Source organism: Sellimonas caecigallum (assembly GCF_019754295.1).
Classification (GTDB): domain Bacteria; phylum Bacillota; class Clostridia; order Lachnospirales; family Lachnospiraceae; genus Sellimonas; species Sellimonas caecigallum.
Map to the genome: position 1 here is coordinate 280,056 of NZ_VIRV01000001.1, position 17,806 is coordinate 297,861.

Genomic DNA, 17,806 nt, shown 5'->3' on the forward strand with positions numbered 1-17,806 from the left:
AAATTTTCTGAATCTTATTTGCTTTCGATTCCGTATTTTTTGTTAAACTTATCAACACGGCCACGAGCCTGAGTCGCTTTCTGCTGTCCTGTGTAGAACGGGTGGCATTTAGAACAGATTTCAACATGGATATCTTCTTTTGTAGAACCTGTTACGAATGTGTTCCCACAGTTGCATGTTACAGTTGCCTGATGATATGCTGGATGGATTCCTTCTTTCATGATTTTCACCTCTTCTTGTTTTATTCGTCTCACACAGATTTCTCTGCGACTAATTGTCTTTAAACAGCGGATTAATCATATCATATCCGAATATGTTTTGCAAGCTTTTTTTAAATAAACTTCATTTTCTTTACTGTCTGCACAAGCTCCGCGTTTGTTTTCGTCCGGTTAAACAGGTTCAGAATGTTGTCAACCGCCTCATCCGACTTCATGCCGTTTAGTGCGCGGCGCATGATATAGACTGCTTCCTGCTCTTCCGGTGTAAGGAGAAGATCTTCTCTTCTCGTTCCGGATTTTGGAATATCGATAGCCGGGAACACTCTTTTTTCGGAAAGTTTTCTGTCAAGCACAAGTTCCATATTTCCGGTACCTTTGAATTCTTCATAGATGACATCATCCATTTTACTTCCCGTATCTACCAATGCGGTAGCCAGAATTGTGAGACTTCCGCCTTCCCTCATATTTCTTGCTGCTCCAAAAAAACGTTTCGGCATATGGAGAGCCGCCGGGTCAAGTCCTCCGGACAGAGTCCTTCCGCTTGGCGGGACCACAAGGTTATACGCCCTTGCAAGACGTGTGATGCTGTCCAGAAGGATGACGACATCCTTTTTATGCTCTACCAGACGCTTTGCGCGTTCGATCAGCATCTCTGATACTCTCTTGTGGTGATCCGGAAGTTCATCAAATGTGGAATAGATCACTTCCACATTTTTCCCCCTGATACTCTCTTTGATATCGGTTACTTCTTCCGGACGTTCATCGATCAGCAATACCAGGAGATGCATTTCCGGATTATTCTTAAGAATGGAGAGCGCCGTTTCTTTTAAAAGTGTTGTCTTTCCTGCCTTCGGAGGAGACACGATCATTCCTCTTTGGCCTTTTCCGATCGGGGATAAAAGATCCATGATCCTCATGGCTGTAGAACTGTTGTAGCATTCCATGCGAAGCCGTTCATTCGGGAAAATCGGTGTAAGATCCTCAAAGCTCCTCCTTTTTGCCGCTTCCGCCGGCGGAATTCCATTGATCTTTGTCAAATATAAAAGCGCGCTGAATTTTTCAGACTGCGTCTTGATTCTTGTATTTCCTGTGATGATATCCCCTGTCTTCAGCCCAAAACGACGTATCTGCGAAGGGGATACGTAGACATCGTTTTCTCCGGGAAGATAGTTTTCGCACCGGATAAAACCGTATCCATCCGGGAGCACCTCGAGGATACCCTGCGCACTCATACCACTGTCCAGCTCCGAAATATCCATTCCCATCTTTTCTTTTTCGTTTTTACTTTCTTCTTTCCGGGCTGTATCAGTCTCTGTTTTTTCCTCTTTTGTATTTGAATCTTCCTCTTCTTTGGCATTGGCCTTTTTGTCTTCCTCCAGCAGCCTATCGATCAGCTCCGACTTTTTCAGTGCAGAAGTCCCTTTCAGCCCTCTTGCTTTAGCGACATCTTTCAACACTGCCAGAGAAAGAGTTTCGTATTTTTCTTTCATATCCATCATTATTCTGTTTTCATTCCTTTCTGCAATGTCGGGAAATTCAGTCTGACCAGACCTGTCTCGAAATAATATTTAAAGTATAACTTATTATTCACGAATTGAAAAGCCCTTTTTCCAAATTGTTTATTGCACCAGACATTTATCAATGGTATTATGGTTTATAAAGGTGTGCAGGAATGCACATACTATTATAGAAGAAAAGGTGAATCATATGTCAGCAGACAATACATTAGAAAAAGCGCTGAAAATGCACGAACTCTGGAACGGAAAAATCGAGACTACTGCAAAATCTCACGTAAAATCCAGGGAGGACCTGGCTGTCGCATATACGCCCGGCGTTGCAGAGCCGTGCAAGGTCATTGCAAAGGATAAGGAGGCCGCTTACAAATATACGATGAAGGCAAATACCATCGCCGTTGTCTCCGATGGAAGTGCGGTTCTCGGACTTGGCAACATTGGTGCACACGCAGCTATGCCTGTCATGGAAGGAAAGGCCGTACTTTTCAAAGAATTCGGCGGAGTCAATGCGGTTCCGATCTGCCTGGATACACAGGATACAGAAGAGATCATCCGCACCATCGTACACATTGCTCCTGCATTTGGAGGCATCAATCTGGAAGATATTTCCGCCCCTCGCTGTTTTGAAATTGAAGAGCGGTTAAAAGAACTTCTTGATATCCCGGTCTTCCACGATGACCAGCATGGAACGGCCATCGTTGTGCTTGCTGGTATCATCAATGCCCTGAAAGTTGTTAAAAAGGAGAAGGAATCCTGTAAAGTTGTTGTAAACGGAGCCGGATCTGCAGGCGTAGCCATCACAAAACTGCTGCTTACCTACGGTTTCCGCGATGTTGTTATGTGTGACATCAACGGCATCATCTCCAAAGACTCCCCGGATCTCAACTGGATGCAGCAAAAGATGGCGGAAGTTACAAATCTGCAGAACCATCATGGCACGCTCGCCGATGCACTGAAAGGAGCCGACATTTTCGTCGGAGTTTCTGCACCAAATATTGTCACAAAGGAGATGGTGGCTTCCATGAATCCGGACTCCATTCTCTTTGCCATGGCAAATCCGGTGCCTGAGATCATGCCGGATCTTGCCAGGGAAGCAGGGGCCAGAGTCATTGGAACCGGCCGAAGTGATTTCCCGAATCAGGTCAATAATGTGGTGGCTTTCCCTGGCATCTTTAAAGGTGCTCTGGAAGGTCGTGCTTCCCAGATCACGGAAGATATGAAACTTACTACCGCTCATGCCATCGCGGGGCTCATCCCGGATGAAGAACTCAGTGAGACAAACATCCTGCCTGAAGCTTTTGATTCTCGTGTAGCTGACGCTGTAAGCGCTGCCGTGAAGGCGTTGATCTGATATGGCAGAGTATCCGTATCGCCGTGACGGCAGACGCTACTATTCCCTTGACAGTTATCTGAAAACGAAATACAACGAAAAAATGTACAAACTTTCCTTAAACGGAGGCTTTACATGTCCAAACCGGGACGGAACATGCGGAACCGGCGGCTGCATTTTTTGCAGTCGGGGAGGAAGCGGCGATTTTGCCGGGGATTCCCGGCTTTCCATCCGCCGTCAGATTGAGTTTCAGAAGGCGCGTCTGAAATCCAAATACCACGGTCACTCTTATATCGCCTATTTTCAGGCTTTTACAAACACATATGCTCCGGTCGAAAAACTGCGCGCTGTCTTTTCGGAGGCAATCAAAGATCCGGAAGTCCGGATCCTCTCCGTGGCTACCCGTCCGGACTGTCTCCCGGCAGAAACGATTGCCCTCCTCTCGGAACTAAACCGGATCAAACCTGTCTGGGTGGAACTTGGTCTTCAGACAATCCATCCAAGCACGGCGCAATTTATCCGAAGAGGCTATGATCTGGCGGTATTTGACCGTGCTGTCTCGCTTCTTCGCGCGGAAGGGATCGATGTGATCGTTCACACGATCCTCTATCTTCCAGGGGAGACAAAGAGCAATATGCTGGAGACGATCGATTATCTGAACCGGATGGATATCCAGGGTGTCAAGCTTCAGCTGCTGCATGTGCTGGATGGAACAGATCTTGGCGATCTCTATCGGGAACACCCTTTTCCTCTCCCTTCCATGGAAGAATACCTAGATTTTCTCGGCGTCTGCATCTGTTCGCTCCGTTCGGATATCGTCATCCACCGTCTTACCGGAGACGGACCAAAATCCATCCTGATCGCGCCGCTTTGGACTGCGAACAAACGGCTTGTCTTGAACCGTATGGCTCAGTCATTTAAAGAAAAGGATGTATGGCAGGGAAAGAACTGTAGATTTTTGTAGAAAGGAGCAGTCCATGTCTGAAACCTTTACGCTCTATAAGCTGATCATTTTATATATGCTGGAAAAGGTGGATTTTCCCCTTACGAATGCGCAGATATCGGACTTTATACTCGGGAAAGGATATACAACATATTTCACACTGCAAAAAGCCCTGTCCGAGCTTGCTGATTCTGGGCTGATCCGGGAAGAGACAACTCATAACCGGACATTGTATCATCTGACAGAAGAAGGGCTTGAGTCCATTTCCTATTTTGAAAACAAGATATCTGATGCCATAAAAAAAGATGTGTATGATTTTTTTGTGGAGAAAAAATTTTCCCTCAAAAATGAAGTATCCGTCAAATCGGATTATTACCGAAATACAAAAGGCGAGTTTTCTGTCCGTTGTCAGGTCATCGAGCAGAACATGCCTCTCATTGATCTTACCGTGACAGTTCCATCCGAGGAAGAGGCGGAAGTTATTGTATCTAACTGGACTGCCAGAAATCAGGAAATCTACGCCTATATTATGACACATCTTCTTTGAGATTGTTTCAGGCCGCGTCAAAAGACGCGGCCTGTTATTTTTCTTTCTGTCCCCGTATGAAACGAAGCCATTCTCCGATTTCTTTTTCTTTCCCATTTTCTCCCGGATGATAAAACACAGTTCCTTTGATCTCATCCGGAAGATATTGCTGATCCACATAGTGATATGGATAATTGTGGGCATACTTGTATCCGATACCGTGTCCAAGTTCCTCGTGTCCGCCGTAGTGGGCATCCTGGAGATGTGCAGGGACAGTCGTCCGATATTGCTTTACATTCTGCATCGCCTCACTTATCGCCATGACTGCAGAATTGCTTTTCGGCGCTCCTGCAATGTAGAGGACAGCCTGGGCAAGAATGATCTGTGCCTCCGGCATCCCAATCCGTTCCACCGCCTGAGCAGCGGAAACCGCAACCGTAAGTGCCATCGGATCTGCATTTCCCACATCTTCAGACGCACAAATCATAATCCGCCTCGCAATGAATTTCACGTCCTCCCCCGCGTAAAGCATCTTTGCCAGGTAATAGACAGCCGCGTCCGGATCAGATCCTCTCATGCTTTTTATGAATGCGGATATTGTATCGTAATGGTTGTCCCCGTCTTTGTCGTAACGGACGACTCTTTTCTGAATACACTCTGACACAACATCCAGTGTCAGGTGGATTTTTCCGTCTTTCTCTCTCTCCGTCGTCAAGACAGCCAGTTCTACCGCATTTAATGCAAGGCGGGCATCTCCTCCTGCCAGATCAGCCAGAAACTCTTCCGCATCTGGATCGATGACAGCATGATAGCTTCCCATCCCTTTCTTTTCATCATAGACAGCCCTCTCAATCAACACTTTGATCTCATCTTTCGAGAGAGGTTTCAGTTCAAAAACCGTGGATCTGGAAATCAGCGCCCGGTTGACCTCAAAATATGGGTTCTCCGTGGTGGCTCCGATGAGAATGACCGTTCCGTCTTCCACAAATGGAAGCAGGTAATCCTGCTGCCCTTTATTGAACCGGTGGATCTCATCGATGAACAGGATCGTCTTCTTGCGGTACATCCCCAGTGTCTTTTTTGCCTCCTCCACGACTGCTTCCATATCTTTTTTTCCCGCCACAGTAGCATTGATCTGGCAAAACTGTGCACTTGTAGCGTTCGCAATGACCTTGGCCAGAGTTGTCTTCCCGGTACCCGGGGGCCCGTAAAAGATAACGGAATTCAGTTTGTCTGCCTTGATGGCCCGGTACAACAGTTTTCCTTTTCCGATGATGTGCTGCTGGCCTACCACCTCTTCCAGGGTAGTCGGTCGAAGTCTTGAAGCAAGCGGAGCCTCTTTCTCCTGTTGAAGTTCTCTGGCATATTCAAATAAATCCATCTTCAGTACCTCCTTATCTGCATCCTGCAAGATCCCTGATCACTTCCCCCGCAATCATAAGCCCTGCAACCGGAGGGACAAAGGAGATACTGCCAGGAAGCGAACGCCTTGCCCCCTTTTCTTCCTCCGTCTCCCGGTTTTTCGTATCGATGGGTTTTTCTTTGGAGTACAGCACCTTCAAATGCCGGACGCCTCGCTTTTTCAGTTCCTTGCGCATAACTTTACACAGAGGACAAACGGACGTCTCTTCAAGATCTGCGATCTCAAAACATTCTGCGTGCAGTTTGTTCCCCGTCCCCATACTGCTGATAATCGGTATTTCTTTCTCTTTCGCGTACATGACAAGGGCAATTTTTGCCGTAACAGTATCTATGGCATCGATGATATAATCCGGCTGATCCTGAAACACCTCTTCCAGGTTTTCCGGAAGCACAAACTGCTCATATGTTACCACTTCCGTCTCAGGGGAAATATCTGCAATCCGTTCTTTCATGACCTTTGTCTTATACTGTCCGACTGTACTGTGGTAAGCGATAGACTGCCTGTTGATATTGGTAAGAGACACAGTGTCATTGTCGATGAGGATCAACTTGCCGATCCCGCATCTTGCCAGAGCCTCGATACAATGCGATCCGACACCTCCTACACCAAACACCATTACAGAAGATCTTCTGAGTGCTTCCATCTTCTCTTTGCCTAGCAATAGTTCCGTCCTTGAAAATTCGTATATCATATTCAGACTCTCTTTCTGTTTATTCCATGATCAATTCATCGACTGTCACAAACTCATACCCTTTTTCTTTGAGAAGATCGATGATCTGAAGCGCCGCCTCCACCGAAGTTTCGTAACAGTCGTGCAATAAGATAATACCATTTTCTTTTGCCTTCGTCACTACTCTTCTTACGATTTCTCCCGAATCAGGGGTGCACCAGTCCAGCGGATCGATATCCCAAAGTACCGGTATCAGCTCCACATCCTCCAGGATTTCTTTTCTCCATTCGCCAAAAGGAGGACGGATAAAACTCACTTTCTCTCCCGTGATACCTTCCAGAACCTCATTCGTTTTCCCTATTTCTTCCATCTCTTTTTCTTTGCTTACCTTCGTCAGCTCAATATGATGATACGTATGATTCCCGATGAGATGTCCGTCCTTCTGGATCCGTTTGACAATTTCCGGATACTTTTCCGCCTGTTTTCCGATCAGGAAAAAGCTTGCCTTTACATTCCGCTCTTTCAGGCCATCCAAAAGCCTGACAGTATAGGATGCACTTGGCCCGTCATCGAAAGTAAGGGCGATTTTCTTTTCTTCCTGCACAGCTGCATTTCCTGCCGGATACGAAAGATTCCCTGCACGGGAAAGTATCCCGGCGGCACAAGCCGCAAATAAAAACAAAAGTTCCGCAATGATTTTGATTTTTTTCCCTGTTGTCGTTTTATTCAATCTTCCCACCACGATTCTTTCCGTCCGGTCTATCCTATTCTTCCGCACAAAAGAATAGAACAGGGAACAAAATGTTCCCTGCCCGTTTTTATTTCTTTCGTCTTTTCTTTTTTCCGTTTTTCTTCTTCACACTATAGCCAAATGTTCCGATTTCTTTTCCAAGTCCCAGATACTCTCCGTGGGAATATGCCAGAAGTCCTGTGTGATTCAGATTAAACTTTCCTTTCTCATCCATGTAAGATTTGCTGACCTGAACTGCCGTCACGCGTGCCAAAAACATATCATGTGTGCCAAGTCTTTTTATCTCTGTCACTTTACACTCAATGCTGACCGGACTTTCTGATATGATAGGAGCATACTCCAGGGAAACTGCTTTTCCCCGCGTCAGCCCTGTCTCTTTCCATTTGTCCATATCCTTTCCAGATCGGACGCCGCAGAAATCTGTCGCCCGTGCAAGTTTCTCCGTCGTAAGATTGACTACAAACTCCCCTGTCTCCTCGATCATGTGGTGGGAAAAGCGGTTTGGCCTCACGGAAATGTAAAGCATGGCCGGATCCGAGCAGACTGTTCCTGTCCATGCAACAGTTAAGATATTGTCCTTTCCGTCTTTGTCTGCACAGCTTACCATGACTGCCGGAAGTGGATAGAGCATATTGCCTGGTCGAAATATCTCTTTCTCTGTCATACGCCTTTCTCCTTATCTACTGCTGAATCTCGCTCACGATAGTCGGGATGAGCTGTTTCTTTCTGGACACCACACCAGGAAGATTGATCACGTCTGTGTCTTCCGGGAGCTCAAATGCATCCATAATGTATGCTTTGGCGTTATTGCCGCAGCATAAAAGCTCTGTGGACTGTTTCATGATATCTGTCAGCATGAAGTAAACCATGTCCAGACTGCTTTCTTTTAAGATTTCATCCAGGTGCGGCATAATCTTTGCTTTGATCTCCCTTAATTCTTCCTCACTCATGGAATTGATCTGTCCTACGCCAAATGACAGTTCATTGACACTGAATTCCTTGAAATCCTGGAAACAGATCTCCTGAGCTGACTTGTTCCCAAGATTGCTGCCCGCCTTGAACATTTCTCTTGCATGTTCTTCCAGTTGGATCTCTGCAATTTGCGCCAGTTCTCTCGCCGCTGCCTCGTCGATTGGCGTACAGGTAGGAGATCGGAATAAAAGTGTATCTGAGATGATGGCAGAGCAGAGCAGTCCCGCAGTGATCTTATCCGGTATAATCTGATTTTCCTGATACATCTGGTAGATGATCGTGGCCGTGCATCCAAGCGGCTGATTGCGGAAGTAGACCGGTCCCATCGTCTCCATGCTTCCCAGTCTGTGGTGATCTATGATCTCCAGGATCTCCGCTTCCTCAATCCCATCCACTGCCTGTGTCTTCTCATTGTGATCCACAAGAATGACCTGTTTTCTTTTTGGTTTCAAAAGTCTCCTTCTGGAGATAAATCCCACAAACCTTCCCTTTTTGTCAACAACCGGGAAATCACGGTATCGCTTTTTCGTCATGACTTCTTTGATCTCTTCCAGATAATCATTCATATGGAATGTCGTGAGATGTTCCTTTGTCATGAAACACTTGACCGGAATACTCTGGTTGATCAGTCTGGCTGTCGTAAATGTGTCATGAGGGGTGCTGATGATTACCACATCCCGTTCTGCTGCCAGTTTCCGTATCGTCCTTGACACTTCCACGCCCTGGCAGATGACAAGACAGCTGGCATTCATCTCGATGGCACAAAGCTGTGACTCATACCGGTTTCCTACGATAACAAGGTCATCTTCTTCAATGAAGTTTTCCATCATATCCGGGCTGGATGCTGCAATAACAACCTTTCCTTTGATGAAGTAAGCATGCTCATTTCCTATCACGGTCGTTCCATCCAGCGTCTGAGCAATACTTCTGTACTGTGTCCTCGCCACAGAGAGCAGATGGCTGTCATGCTGCTCCATGTAGGAATTGGCAATATCTCCGATCGTGATGATCCCTTCCAGTTTATGATCATTCAATACCGGGAGCGTCTTGATATTATGTTCTTTCATCCTGCTCCATACCTCCCGGAGGGAAGCACTGCTAGGCACTCCTTCTACCTTTCCTATGTCTACATCTTTCAGCTGCTGAAAAACATTGTTCAGAAGTGCCGGTTCCGGAACCCCGAATGTATCGAGGACATAGCGCGTCTCTTCTGAAATTTCACCGGCCCGCTTTGCTACATAGTTTTTTCCGGTTATCATTTTTTTCAGATTTGCGTACGCGATCGCCGAACAGATAGAATCCGTATCCGGATTTTTATGGCCGACAATATAGATTTTTCGTTCTTTTTCGTTTAAAGTCATACCTGTCTATTATCCTTTCGAATCTGTCTACCATTAGAGTAGCATTTTTTTTCTTTTAAGCCAACTGTTTTTTTTCTTTTTCTTGTCTGCATTCTATGCTATACTGATAGTTAAGCAATTATCAAAATATGAATAAAGAGGTGTATACAAAAATGAGCGAACAACAGTTAGAAAAAGCTCCGGCATCCAACGAGCCGGTACAGGAATCCATGAAAGATTATGAAGATCAGTTCGATATTGCAAACCCATGGAATATTGTACAGAGATATATGGATGAAAAGACCACCCTTACCCTCAAAGTAGAAGGAATCGTAAACGGCGGCGTGATCGTTAAGGTTGAAGGGCTTCGAGGATTCATCCCTGCATCCCGTCTGTCTCTTACCTATATCGAAAATCTGGAAGATTACCTTTTAAAAGATGTGCGCGTCAGAGTGATCGACGTTGATGAATCTGAAAATCGTCTCGTACTGTCTGCCCGTGAAATCTTAAAAGAAGAGGAAGCACAGGAAAAAGCTGAAAAAATTTCCAAGATCCATGTAGGAGATATCATGGAAGGCGAAGTGGAAAGCATCCAATCCTACGGTGCTTTCATCCGATTTGCAGACGGTCTTTCCGGTCTCGTCCATGTATCACAGGTGTGCGAAAAGCGAATCAAGACACCTGCCGATGTCCTGAAAAAAGGAGATACCGTCAAAGTCAAAGTCATCGGGATCAAAGATGGAAAGTTAAGCCTCAGCATAAAAGCGCTGATCGAGGCAGAAGAAGAAAAGGAACCGGAAATCGATGTGCCGCTTCCAAAATCCGAAGAAATCGGCACAAAACTGGGAGATCTCTTCAAAAATATAAGTCTTTAGTCTTTACGGAAACAGCAGACCGAACCATTTCGGCTCAGTCTGCTGTTTCTTTTTGCAGTTTTTAAGGTTCTATATCTTCCAAATCCCGGATCCACACATCTGCGCATGCATCGCTTGGCATTCTCCAATCTCCCCTCGGCGAGAGCGCCACGGTCCCTACTTTCGGTCCGTCCGGCAGACAGGATCTCTTGAACTGTTGGGAGAAAAATCTCCAGTAAAATTTCTTAAGCCATTTCAGAATAGTCTTTTCTTCGTACATCCCGTCAAAGGCAATCTTCGCGATCCGATAAATTTTGGACGGCTCGTAACCAAAACGAAGTACATAGTAGAGGAAAAAGTCGTGAAGTTCATACGGTCCTACCAAATCTTCTGTCTTCTGCGCAATCTGTCCGTCCTCTGGAGGAAGAAGTTCAGGGCTTACCGGCGTATCCAGAACATCCTCCAGGACTGCCTGCAGCTCGTTATCCCCGCACGTGTCCGCGTAATACTTTACGAGATGGCGTACCAAGGTCTTCGGCACAGATGCATTGACCCCGTACATGGACATATGATCTCCGTTGTAAGTAGCCCACCCAAGGGCCAGCTCCGACATGTCTCCGGTACCAATGACCAGCCCCCCATCTTTGTTGGCAATATCCATCAGCACTTGTGTACGCTCTCTCGCCTGTCCGTTTTCATATGTCACGCTGTGATCATCCATATCATGTCCGATGTCCCTGAAGTGGATCGTGACCGCTTCTCTGATCGGCACCTCCAACAGTGTCGCCCCAAGCTTTTTGGACATCAGACAGGCATTCTGATATGTCCGGTCTGTCGTTCCAAAGCAAGGCATCGTGACGGCTTTGATCTGTTCCCGCGGAATGGAAAGCATGTCAAACGCTTTCGCCGTCACGAGTAAAGCCAAAGTGGAATCCAAGCCGCCAGATATTCCGACTACCGCACTTTGAGCGCGGGTATGAAGAAGCCTCTTTTTCAGTCCCATTGCCTGGATCGTGAGGATTTCCTCGCATCTTCTCTCCCGCTCCTTTGTCGCCTGAGGAACAAACGGGAGAGGCGAAAATGTTCTGGAAAGCACCGTCTCTTCCTGTCCTACGGAAAATGTTACCTTTGTGAGTTCTTTTTTCTCGTTTGCCTTAAACGTCGTATTTTTTCTTCTCTCGGAAAGCAGTCTTTGAATATCGATCTCACTGTATATGATCTCATTTCGGAATCTTTGTGAGGCTGCAAGGATTGTTCCGTTTTCCGCTATGATATTGTGTCCTCCGAACACCACATCCGTAGTGGATTCTCCCTCTCCGGCATTTGCGTATACATAACCGGCGATCAGCCTGGCGGACTGACCTTTGATCAGTTCTTCCCGGTAACGATCTTTTCCGATGGTTTCATCGCTGGCAGAGCAGTTGACGATGATCACTGCCCCCTCCATCACTTCCTGTATACTTGGAGGGATCGGCGACCAGACATCCTCGCAGATCTCCGCCGCCACGATAAGCCCTTCTACCTCTTCTGATTCAAAAAGAATCTTTGGGCCGAACGGAATCGTCTCCCCAAGAAAACGGATATTCCGTACCGTATCCGGTCCCGGACAAAATTGCCTCATCTCGTAAAATTCTCCGTAATTCGGAAGAAAGGTCTTTGTCGTAAGTCCAAGGAGTTTTCCTTTGCAGACAGCAGCTGCCGTATTGAAAAGCTCCCCGTCCGCCTCTACCGGACATCCAATGAAAACCAGGGCATCCACATCTTGGGACGCTGCAATAATCTTCCCAAGCCCTTTCTTTGCCTCCTTCAAAAGCACATCCTGGGTAAACAAATCCCCACATGTATATCCGGTAATACAAAGTTCCGGAAATACAATGATCTTCGCTCCCAGACCGGCCGCCTCTTTCATCTTTTTTATGATTTCTTCCGTATTATACGCTACATCAGCCACACGGATATCAGGCGTGACTGCCGCTGTCTTGATAAATCCCTGTCTCATGCTTCTCCTCTTTTCTTTCCCGCAGAACTTCTATTTTCTTTTTGCGTATTGCAAGATTTCCTTTAATTCCTCGACACTGTATGTGTAAGCTGTGTTGCAGAAATGGCACTTCACTTCAATATCTTTGCCTTCGCTGATCATCTCCTCGATGTCTTTCTTCCCGATACTGATGATCGCTTTTGCAACCTTTTCTTTGGAGCAGTCACAATAAAATTTTGTCGGCATCGTGTCCGTGATCTCCACTTCCATCCCTTTTAACACTTCAGAAAGAAGCTGCTCTGGTGTATATCCTTTTTCCAGCATCGCTGTGACAGAATGGATATTTTTGATATTTTCCTCCAGCTGCTCCAGTACTTTTTCCTCGATAAACGGCATGACCTGCACGATGAATCCGCCGGCACATTTTACCGTATTATCTTTCTCCATGAGCACGCCAAGCCCCACGGAAGACGGGACCTGCTCAGAGTTGGCAAAATAATACGTAAGATCATCTCCGATCTCCCCTGTCTGCAAAATCGTCTGTCCTACGTATGGTTCTTTGAGCCCCATATCTTTGATCACATTCATAAGGCCAATGCCAAGCGCTCCCCCTACATCCAGTTTTCCGTTTTTCGGCGGCAGCATGACATCCGGGTTTTCCACATACCCCTTGACATTGGCATGGCTGTCCGCTGTTACCGTAAGTCCCTGAATCGGTCCGCTTCCTTTGATCTGGACAGTGAGCACATCCGTATCATTTTTCATCATACTTCCCATCATGGCGCCCGCCGTGAGAAGCCGGCCAAGCGCAGCCGTTGCCACTGGACTCGTATTGTGATGTCTCCTTGCCGTCTCCACCATCTCGCGTGACGTCACGGCAAACGCTCGAATCTGACTGCCTGCTGCAGTCGCTCTTACAAGATAATCCTTCATTATTCTTCCTCTTTTCGTTCTATTTTCTCTTTTTTTGGCATTCCTGCGCGATCACGTAGACCCTCTCGCTTGACTCGTCCGGCGCTTCTTTTGAGAATGCCTCGTAGGATGCAAGAAAACGCAGGCCGGAAGCCTCCACGATGTCTTTCATCTCCTCTATCGTATACCCTCTCTGGTAATGAGTCTCCTCAAACTTCCGATACAATTCCCCTTCCTTCACGAAGACAGCCAGGTCATACTCGTTGATCTTTTCCTCTTCATAATAATAGTTTTCCCAGATAAAGCTGCATTCTTCCCTGTTCTCCGCGATGGTAGTGTCTCCCATAATGTCCTTGTATTTGTGGACGGTATTGAAGTCGAACAGAAAAAGCCCTTCCGGATCCAGATAATTGTTGACAAGACGGAACACTTCCGTGAGTTCCTCAGGCGACGTGATATAGTTGACAGAATCACACACACTGACAACTGCCCTCACAGTGCCGTAGAGTTCAAACTCTCTCATATCCTGAAGCAGATACAGAATATCATTTCCGGAGTCCTCTTTTTTCTTCATCGCGATTTCCAGCATTTCCTCCGAATAGTCTACCCCGATCATATCATAACCGCTTTCTGACAACAATTCCGTCATCGTACCAGTTCCACATCCAAGGTCCAGGACAAGACCGTCTCTGATGCCGTATTCTCTTAAGATTCCGATGATATAGTCTGCCCATTCCTCGTACGGAATATTGTCCATAAACGTATCATATACTTCCGCAAACCCTGTATATGCATCCATCTTTTCTTTCCTCCTGCCGTCTGGCCTTTCAGATGCTCATCTGCATCCGAATATCCGGCTTATTATAGCATGATTTTTCAGATTTTAAAAGAAGGGACTTCAAAAAGTCCCTTCCTTCCGGTATTTTGACCTATTCAATTACATGGATCCAACCTTCCGGTGCTTCGATCCTTCCCATCTGAATGCCCGTCAGTGTGTCGTAAAGTTGTTTTGTGACAGGCCCCATCTCCTCCATACCGGATGCAAAACAGATCTCTTTTCCGTGATCTACGATCTTTCCTACCGGAGATACAACTGCCGCTGTGCCGCACAAACCGCATTCTGCAAAATCTTTCACTTCATCCAGATACACTTCTCTTTCTTCTGTCTCAAGTCCAAGATATTCTTTTGCAACATACAGCAGAGAACGCCTTGTGATAGACGGAAGAATGGATGAGGATTTCGGGGTAACTACCTTTTTATCTTTTGTGATGAAAATGAAGTTTGCTCCTCCGGTCTCCTCTACTTTCGTCCTTGTGGCTGCATCCAGATACATATTTTCCGCATACCCTTCTTCGTGTGCTCTCACGATCGCGTGAAGACTCATGGCATAGTTCAGGCCTGCCTTGATATGTCCTGTACCGTGCGGCGCTGCACGGTCAAAATCAGAAATCTTGATTGTTATCGGCTTGGCCCCTCCTTTAAAATATGGTCCTACCGGTGTTGTGAAGACACGGAACTGATACTCATTTGCCGGACTGACCCCGATAACTGAGTCAGAACCAAACATGTACGGGCGGATATACAGGGTTGCTCCGGAACCATACGGAGGTACCCAGGCTGCATTTGCTTTTACTGTCTTTGTAACTGCATCTACGAACCGTTCCTTCGGAAATACCGGCATCTCAAGCCGCTTTGCAGAATCCTCCATTCGCTGTGCATTCAGATCTGGTCGGAATGTCACAATACGTCCGTCTTCTGTCGTATATGCCTTCAGCCCTTCAAATACGGTCTGTGCATACTGAAGTACCCCGGCACATTCATTTAAGACAATATTGGCGTCTGATATGAGCTCTCCGTCATCCCACTTTCCATCTTTATAGTTAGCGACATATCTTTTATCTGTCTCAATATACCCAAATCCCAGATTTGACCAGTCGATATTTTTCTTTTCCATGTTTCAACCACTCCATTCTCTTCACTTTTCTATTTTTCTAGTATAAAACTGTTTTTACAAAAATTCAAGAGTGCGCTCTGTTTTTTTGCAGATACATTTTACCGCTCTGCCATACTGATTGCCTCGATGCCGACGCTTCCGCCCCTCACTACTTCAATAGAATGGAATTCTTCCTGCATCAGCTTGATGACCGCGTCATTTTTTGTGGCTGTCTGTACAAATTCCAGAAGCATGCTGTCCTTTCCGTAATCCACCACTTCCGCATTGAATGTCTCAGCGATCTGGAACAGCTCTGTTTTCTCTTTGAGACCGCACTTTCTCACTTTCACATAAAGAATCTCATGCATACATACAGACAGATCCGTAAAATCCACCACTTTAATGACTTCCACCATGCGGTTCAGCTGTTTTTTGATCTGTTCAAATGTCTCCTCATCACTTTTTGTCTCTATTGTCATACGGGAAACTGTCGGATCTTCCGTCCTTCCTACCGTAAGACTCTCCAGGTTATAGCATTTCCCGGAAAACAGTCCTGATATTTTGGACAAAACACCGATCTGGTTTTCCACATACAAAGAAATCCATCTTTTTTTCAGTATTCTGTTCATATTTCCTTCCTCCTAACAGTCCATCAGCATTTCCTGGAGTGTGCCTCCCGGTTTGATCATCGGATAAACCAGCTCTTCCGGATCGATGATAAATTCGATCAGAGTCGGTACTTTTGTTTCCTTCTTTGCCCGGGAAAATGCAGCTTCGATATCTTCTTTCTGTGTTACCCGGATACCTTTCGCCCCGTAACTTTCGGCAAGCTTGACAAAATCCGGCGTGTATTCCGGAAGCTTTTCGTCCCCTCTGCGAAGAGCAGCTCCTGCAAGCAGATTCGTCATCGAATAACGTTTTCCGTAAAACAGCTTCTGCCACTGTCTTACCATTCCCAGATATGTATTGTTGAGAACACAGACAATGATCGGAAGTTCCTCAAGCACCGCCGTTGCAAACTCCTGGATATTCATCTGCATGCCGCCGTCCCCTGATATCACGATGACCGGTTTGTCAGGATTGCCAAGTTTCGCCCCGATACCGCCCGGAAATCCGTAACCCATCGTTCCAAGTCCTCCAGACATCAGAAGTCTCTTCTTCTCTGTGATTTGTGCATACTGAGCCGTAAACATCTGATGCTGTCCTACGTCTGTCACAATGATCGCTTCATCAAAGCAGTGATTGATACACTCGATAATATCCTGCGGCTGCATCGTGCCGTCTTTTTTCTTCATCTGAAGCGGATGTTCTTTCTTCCATCCTTCAATTTGCTGCATCCATTCCTCTGTCTCGTTTGCCTCTGCGTATTCCAGCATCTTCTCAATCGCCTCTTTTGCGTCAGCAACAATCGGGATGTCTACATGGATATTTCTGGAAATGGACGCAGTGTCGATATCGATGTGTACGATCTTGGCATTTGGAGCAAAAGCGTGCAGTTTTCCGGTAATCCTGTCATTAAAACGTGTCCCTATGGAAAACAGTACATCACACTCTTCCACTGCCATATTGGCTGCATATGCACCGTGCATTCCAAGATTGGCCACGTAATACGGATGATCTGTCGGGATTGCCCCTCTTCCCATAACCGTCGTGATTACCGGAACTTTTGTTTTCTCTACCAATTTGGTAAACACCTCGTTAGCCCCGGCGATAATGACTCCGCCTCCGGCAAGGAAAAGTGGCTTTTTTGCATGAGCCAGCAGTTTGACTGCCCTTTTTAACTGTCCGATATGGACTGTTTTATTTGGTTTATAACCTCTGATATTGACTTCCTGAGGATATTCCGGAGAACCAAGTTCTGCCATCACATCTTTCGGAAGGTCCACAAGAACCGGTCCCGGTTTTCCGCTTCTTGCGATATAAAACGCTTCTTTTATGATCCTTCCAAGCTCTTCTCTGTTGTGGACGGTCACTCCATACTTCGTGATACTTCTCGTGATACCGACAATATCCACTTCCTGAAATGCATCGTTTCCGATCAGATGGCGCGCCACCTGTCCTGTAAAGCACACGAGCGGTACGCTGTCATAATTGGCTGTGGCAAGCCCGGTAACAAGATTTGTCGCCCCAGGTCCGCTTGTCACGAGACACACTCCTACCTTTCCTGTCGATCTTGCGTAGGCATCCGCCTCATGTACAAGTGCCTGCTCATGGCGCGGAAGGATAATCCGAATGTCTCCTTGTTTATACAATTCATCGCTGATATCGATGGTGCATGCCCCAGGATAACCAAAAAGTGTATCCACACCTTCTTCCTTCAGCGCTTTTACCAAAAGTTTATTCCCCGTTATTTTCCTCATGCTTCTTCCTCCTTTTCTTCTTTTTTCTTCAGCAGACGAAGAAATCGCTCTCTTCTTGCTGCTCGAATGATATAAAAACGC

The 17,806-nt window shown here is 46.3% G+C and carries 17 protein-coding genes; 4 read left to right on the forward strand and 13 right to left on the reverse strand.

Annotated elements, in window-relative coordinates; translation table 11 throughout:
- Positions 1-14: 14 nt before the first annotated feature.
- The gene (rpmE, locus tag FLB61_RS01355; RefSeq protein ID WP_087168467.1) at positions 15-221 is read right to left on the reverse strand and encodes a 50S ribosomal protein L31; all 207 of its coding nucleotides are present in this window, start codon (positions 219-221) and stop codon (positions 15-17) included.
- 110 nt (positions 222-331) lie between these two features.
- Positions 332-1,708 carry a transcription termination factor Rho gene (gene rho / locus FLB61_RS01360; protein ID WP_221919308.1) on the reverse strand — a complete coding sequence of 459 codons (1,377 nt, stop codon included), beginning with the start codon at positions 1,706-1,708 and terminating at the stop codon, positions 332-334.
- Positions 1,709-1,925: 217 nt separating this feature from the next.
- On the opposite strand from rho, the gene FLB61_RS01365 reads away from it, so the two are divergent.
- The 3 genes from FLB61_RS01365 to FLB61_RS01375 are packed head-to-tail and all read left to right on the forward strand — an operon-like array spanning position 1,926 to position 4,552.
- Positions 1,926-3,083, forward strand: coding sequence for an NAD(P)-dependent malic enzyme (locus FLB61_RS01365; RefSeq protein ID WP_221919208.1), 1,158 nt, complete (start codon positions 1,926-1,928; stop codon positions 3,081-3,083).
- A 1-nt stretch (position 3,084) separates the two neighbouring features.
- Positions 3,085-4,026, forward strand: a complete 942-nt coding sequence (mnmL, locus tag FLB61_RS01370; RefSeq protein ID WP_221919209.1) for a tRNA modification radical SAM protein MnmL/YtqA — start codon at positions 3,085-3,087, stop codon at positions 4,024-4,026.
- Positions 4,027-4,039: 13 nt separating this feature from the next.
- Complete coding sequence (locus FLB61_RS01375) at positions 4,040-4,552, forward strand: DUF4364 family protein (protein WP_087200256.1); 513 nt, start codon at positions 4,040-4,042, stop codon at positions 4,550-4,552.
- 34 nt (positions 4,553-4,586) lie between these two features.
- Here FLB61_RS01375 and FLB61_RS01380 read toward each other — a convergent pair whose 3' ends face one another.
- The 5 genes from FLB61_RS01380 to FLB61_RS01400 all read right to left on the reverse strand — a co-directional run bounded on the left by FLB61_RS01380 (position 4,587) and on the right by FLB61_RS01400 (position 9,708).
- The gene (locus FLB61_RS01380; RefSeq protein ID WP_087200254.1) at positions 4,587-5,912 is read right to left on the reverse strand and encodes a replication-associated recombination protein A; all 1,326 of its coding nucleotides are present in this window, start codon (positions 5,910-5,912) and stop codon (positions 4,587-4,589) included.
- Positions 5,913-5,925: 13 nt separating this feature from the next.
- Complete coding sequence (locus FLB61_RS01385; RefSeq protein ID WP_221919210.1) at positions 5,926-6,645, reverse strand: tRNA threonylcarbamoyladenosine dehydratase; 720 nt, start codon at positions 6,643-6,645, stop codon at positions 5,926-5,928.
- A 19-nt stretch (positions 6,646-6,664) separates the two neighbouring features.
- Positions 6,665-7,354, reverse strand: a complete 690-nt coding sequence (locus FLB61_RS01390; protein ID WP_246599072.1) for a polysaccharide deacetylase family protein — start codon at positions 7,352-7,354, stop codon at positions 6,665-6,667.
- Positions 7,355-7,442: 88 nt separating this feature from the next.
- On the reverse strand, positions 7,443-8,039 hold the full coding sequence (locus FLB61_RS01395) for a flavin reductase family protein (RefSeq protein ID WP_087200249.1): 597 nt from the start codon (positions 8,037-8,039) through the stop codon (positions 7,443-7,445).
- 16 nt (positions 8,040-8,055) lie between these two features.
- Complete coding sequence (locus tag FLB61_RS01400) at positions 8,056-9,708, reverse strand: putative manganese-dependent inorganic diphosphatase (RefSeq protein WP_087200247.1); 1,653 nt, start codon at positions 9,706-9,708, stop codon at positions 8,056-8,058.
- 152 nt (positions 9,709-9,860) lie between these two features.
- Here FLB61_RS01400 and FLB61_RS01405 point away from each other — a divergent pair, with 152 nt between their 5' ends.
- Positions 9,861-10,562 carry a S1 RNA-binding domain-containing protein gene (locus tag FLB61_RS01405; RefSeq protein ID WP_087211825.1) on the forward strand — a complete coding sequence of 234 codons (702 nt, stop codon included), beginning with the start codon at positions 9,861-9,863 and terminating at the stop codon, positions 10,560-10,562.
- Positions 10,563-10,623: 61 nt separating this feature from the next.
- Here the strand turns inward: FLB61_RS01405 and FLB61_RS01410 are convergent, their stop codons facing one another.
- The 6 genes from FLB61_RS01410 to ilvB form a co-directional block, all read right to left on the reverse strand.
- A complete protein-coding gene (locus tag FLB61_RS01410; RefSeq protein WP_221919212.1) occupies positions 10,624-12,540 on the reverse strand; it encodes an NAD(+) synthase in 1,917 nt (638 codons plus the stop codon).
- Between the two features lie 30 nt (positions 12,541-12,570).
- Complete coding sequence (gene hslO / locus FLB61_RS01415; RefSeq protein WP_087200241.1) at positions 12,571-13,452, reverse strand: Hsp33 family molecular chaperone HslO; 882 nt, start codon at positions 13,450-13,452, stop codon at positions 12,571-12,573.
- Between the two features lie 19 nt (positions 13,453-13,471).
- A complete protein-coding gene (locus tag FLB61_RS01420) occupies positions 13,472-14,230 on the reverse strand; it encodes a class I SAM-dependent DNA methyltransferase (RefSeq protein ID WP_087200239.1) in 759 nt (252 codons plus the stop codon).
- A 130-nt stretch (positions 14,231-14,360) separates the two neighbouring features.
- Positions 14,361-15,386, reverse strand: a complete 1,026-nt coding sequence (locus FLB61_RS01425; RefSeq protein ID WP_087200237.1) for a branched-chain amino acid aminotransferase — start codon at positions 15,384-15,386, stop codon at positions 14,361-14,363.
- A 98-nt stretch (positions 15,387-15,484) separates the two neighbouring features.
- On the reverse strand, positions 15,485-15,994 hold the full coding sequence (ilvN, locus tag FLB61_RS01430) for an acetolactate synthase small subunit (RefSeq protein WP_221919213.1): 510 nt from the start codon (positions 15,992-15,994) through the stop codon (positions 15,485-15,487).
- A gap of 12 nt (positions 15,995-16,006) precedes the next feature.
- Positions 16,007-17,725: a biosynthetic-type acetolactate synthase large subunit gene (gene ilvB, locus FLB61_RS01435; RefSeq protein WP_087200233.1), complete on the reverse strand. Its 1,719-nt coding sequence runs from the start codon at positions 17,723-17,725 to the stop codon at positions 16,007-16,009.
- Positions 17,726-17,806: the final 81 nt, after the last annotated feature.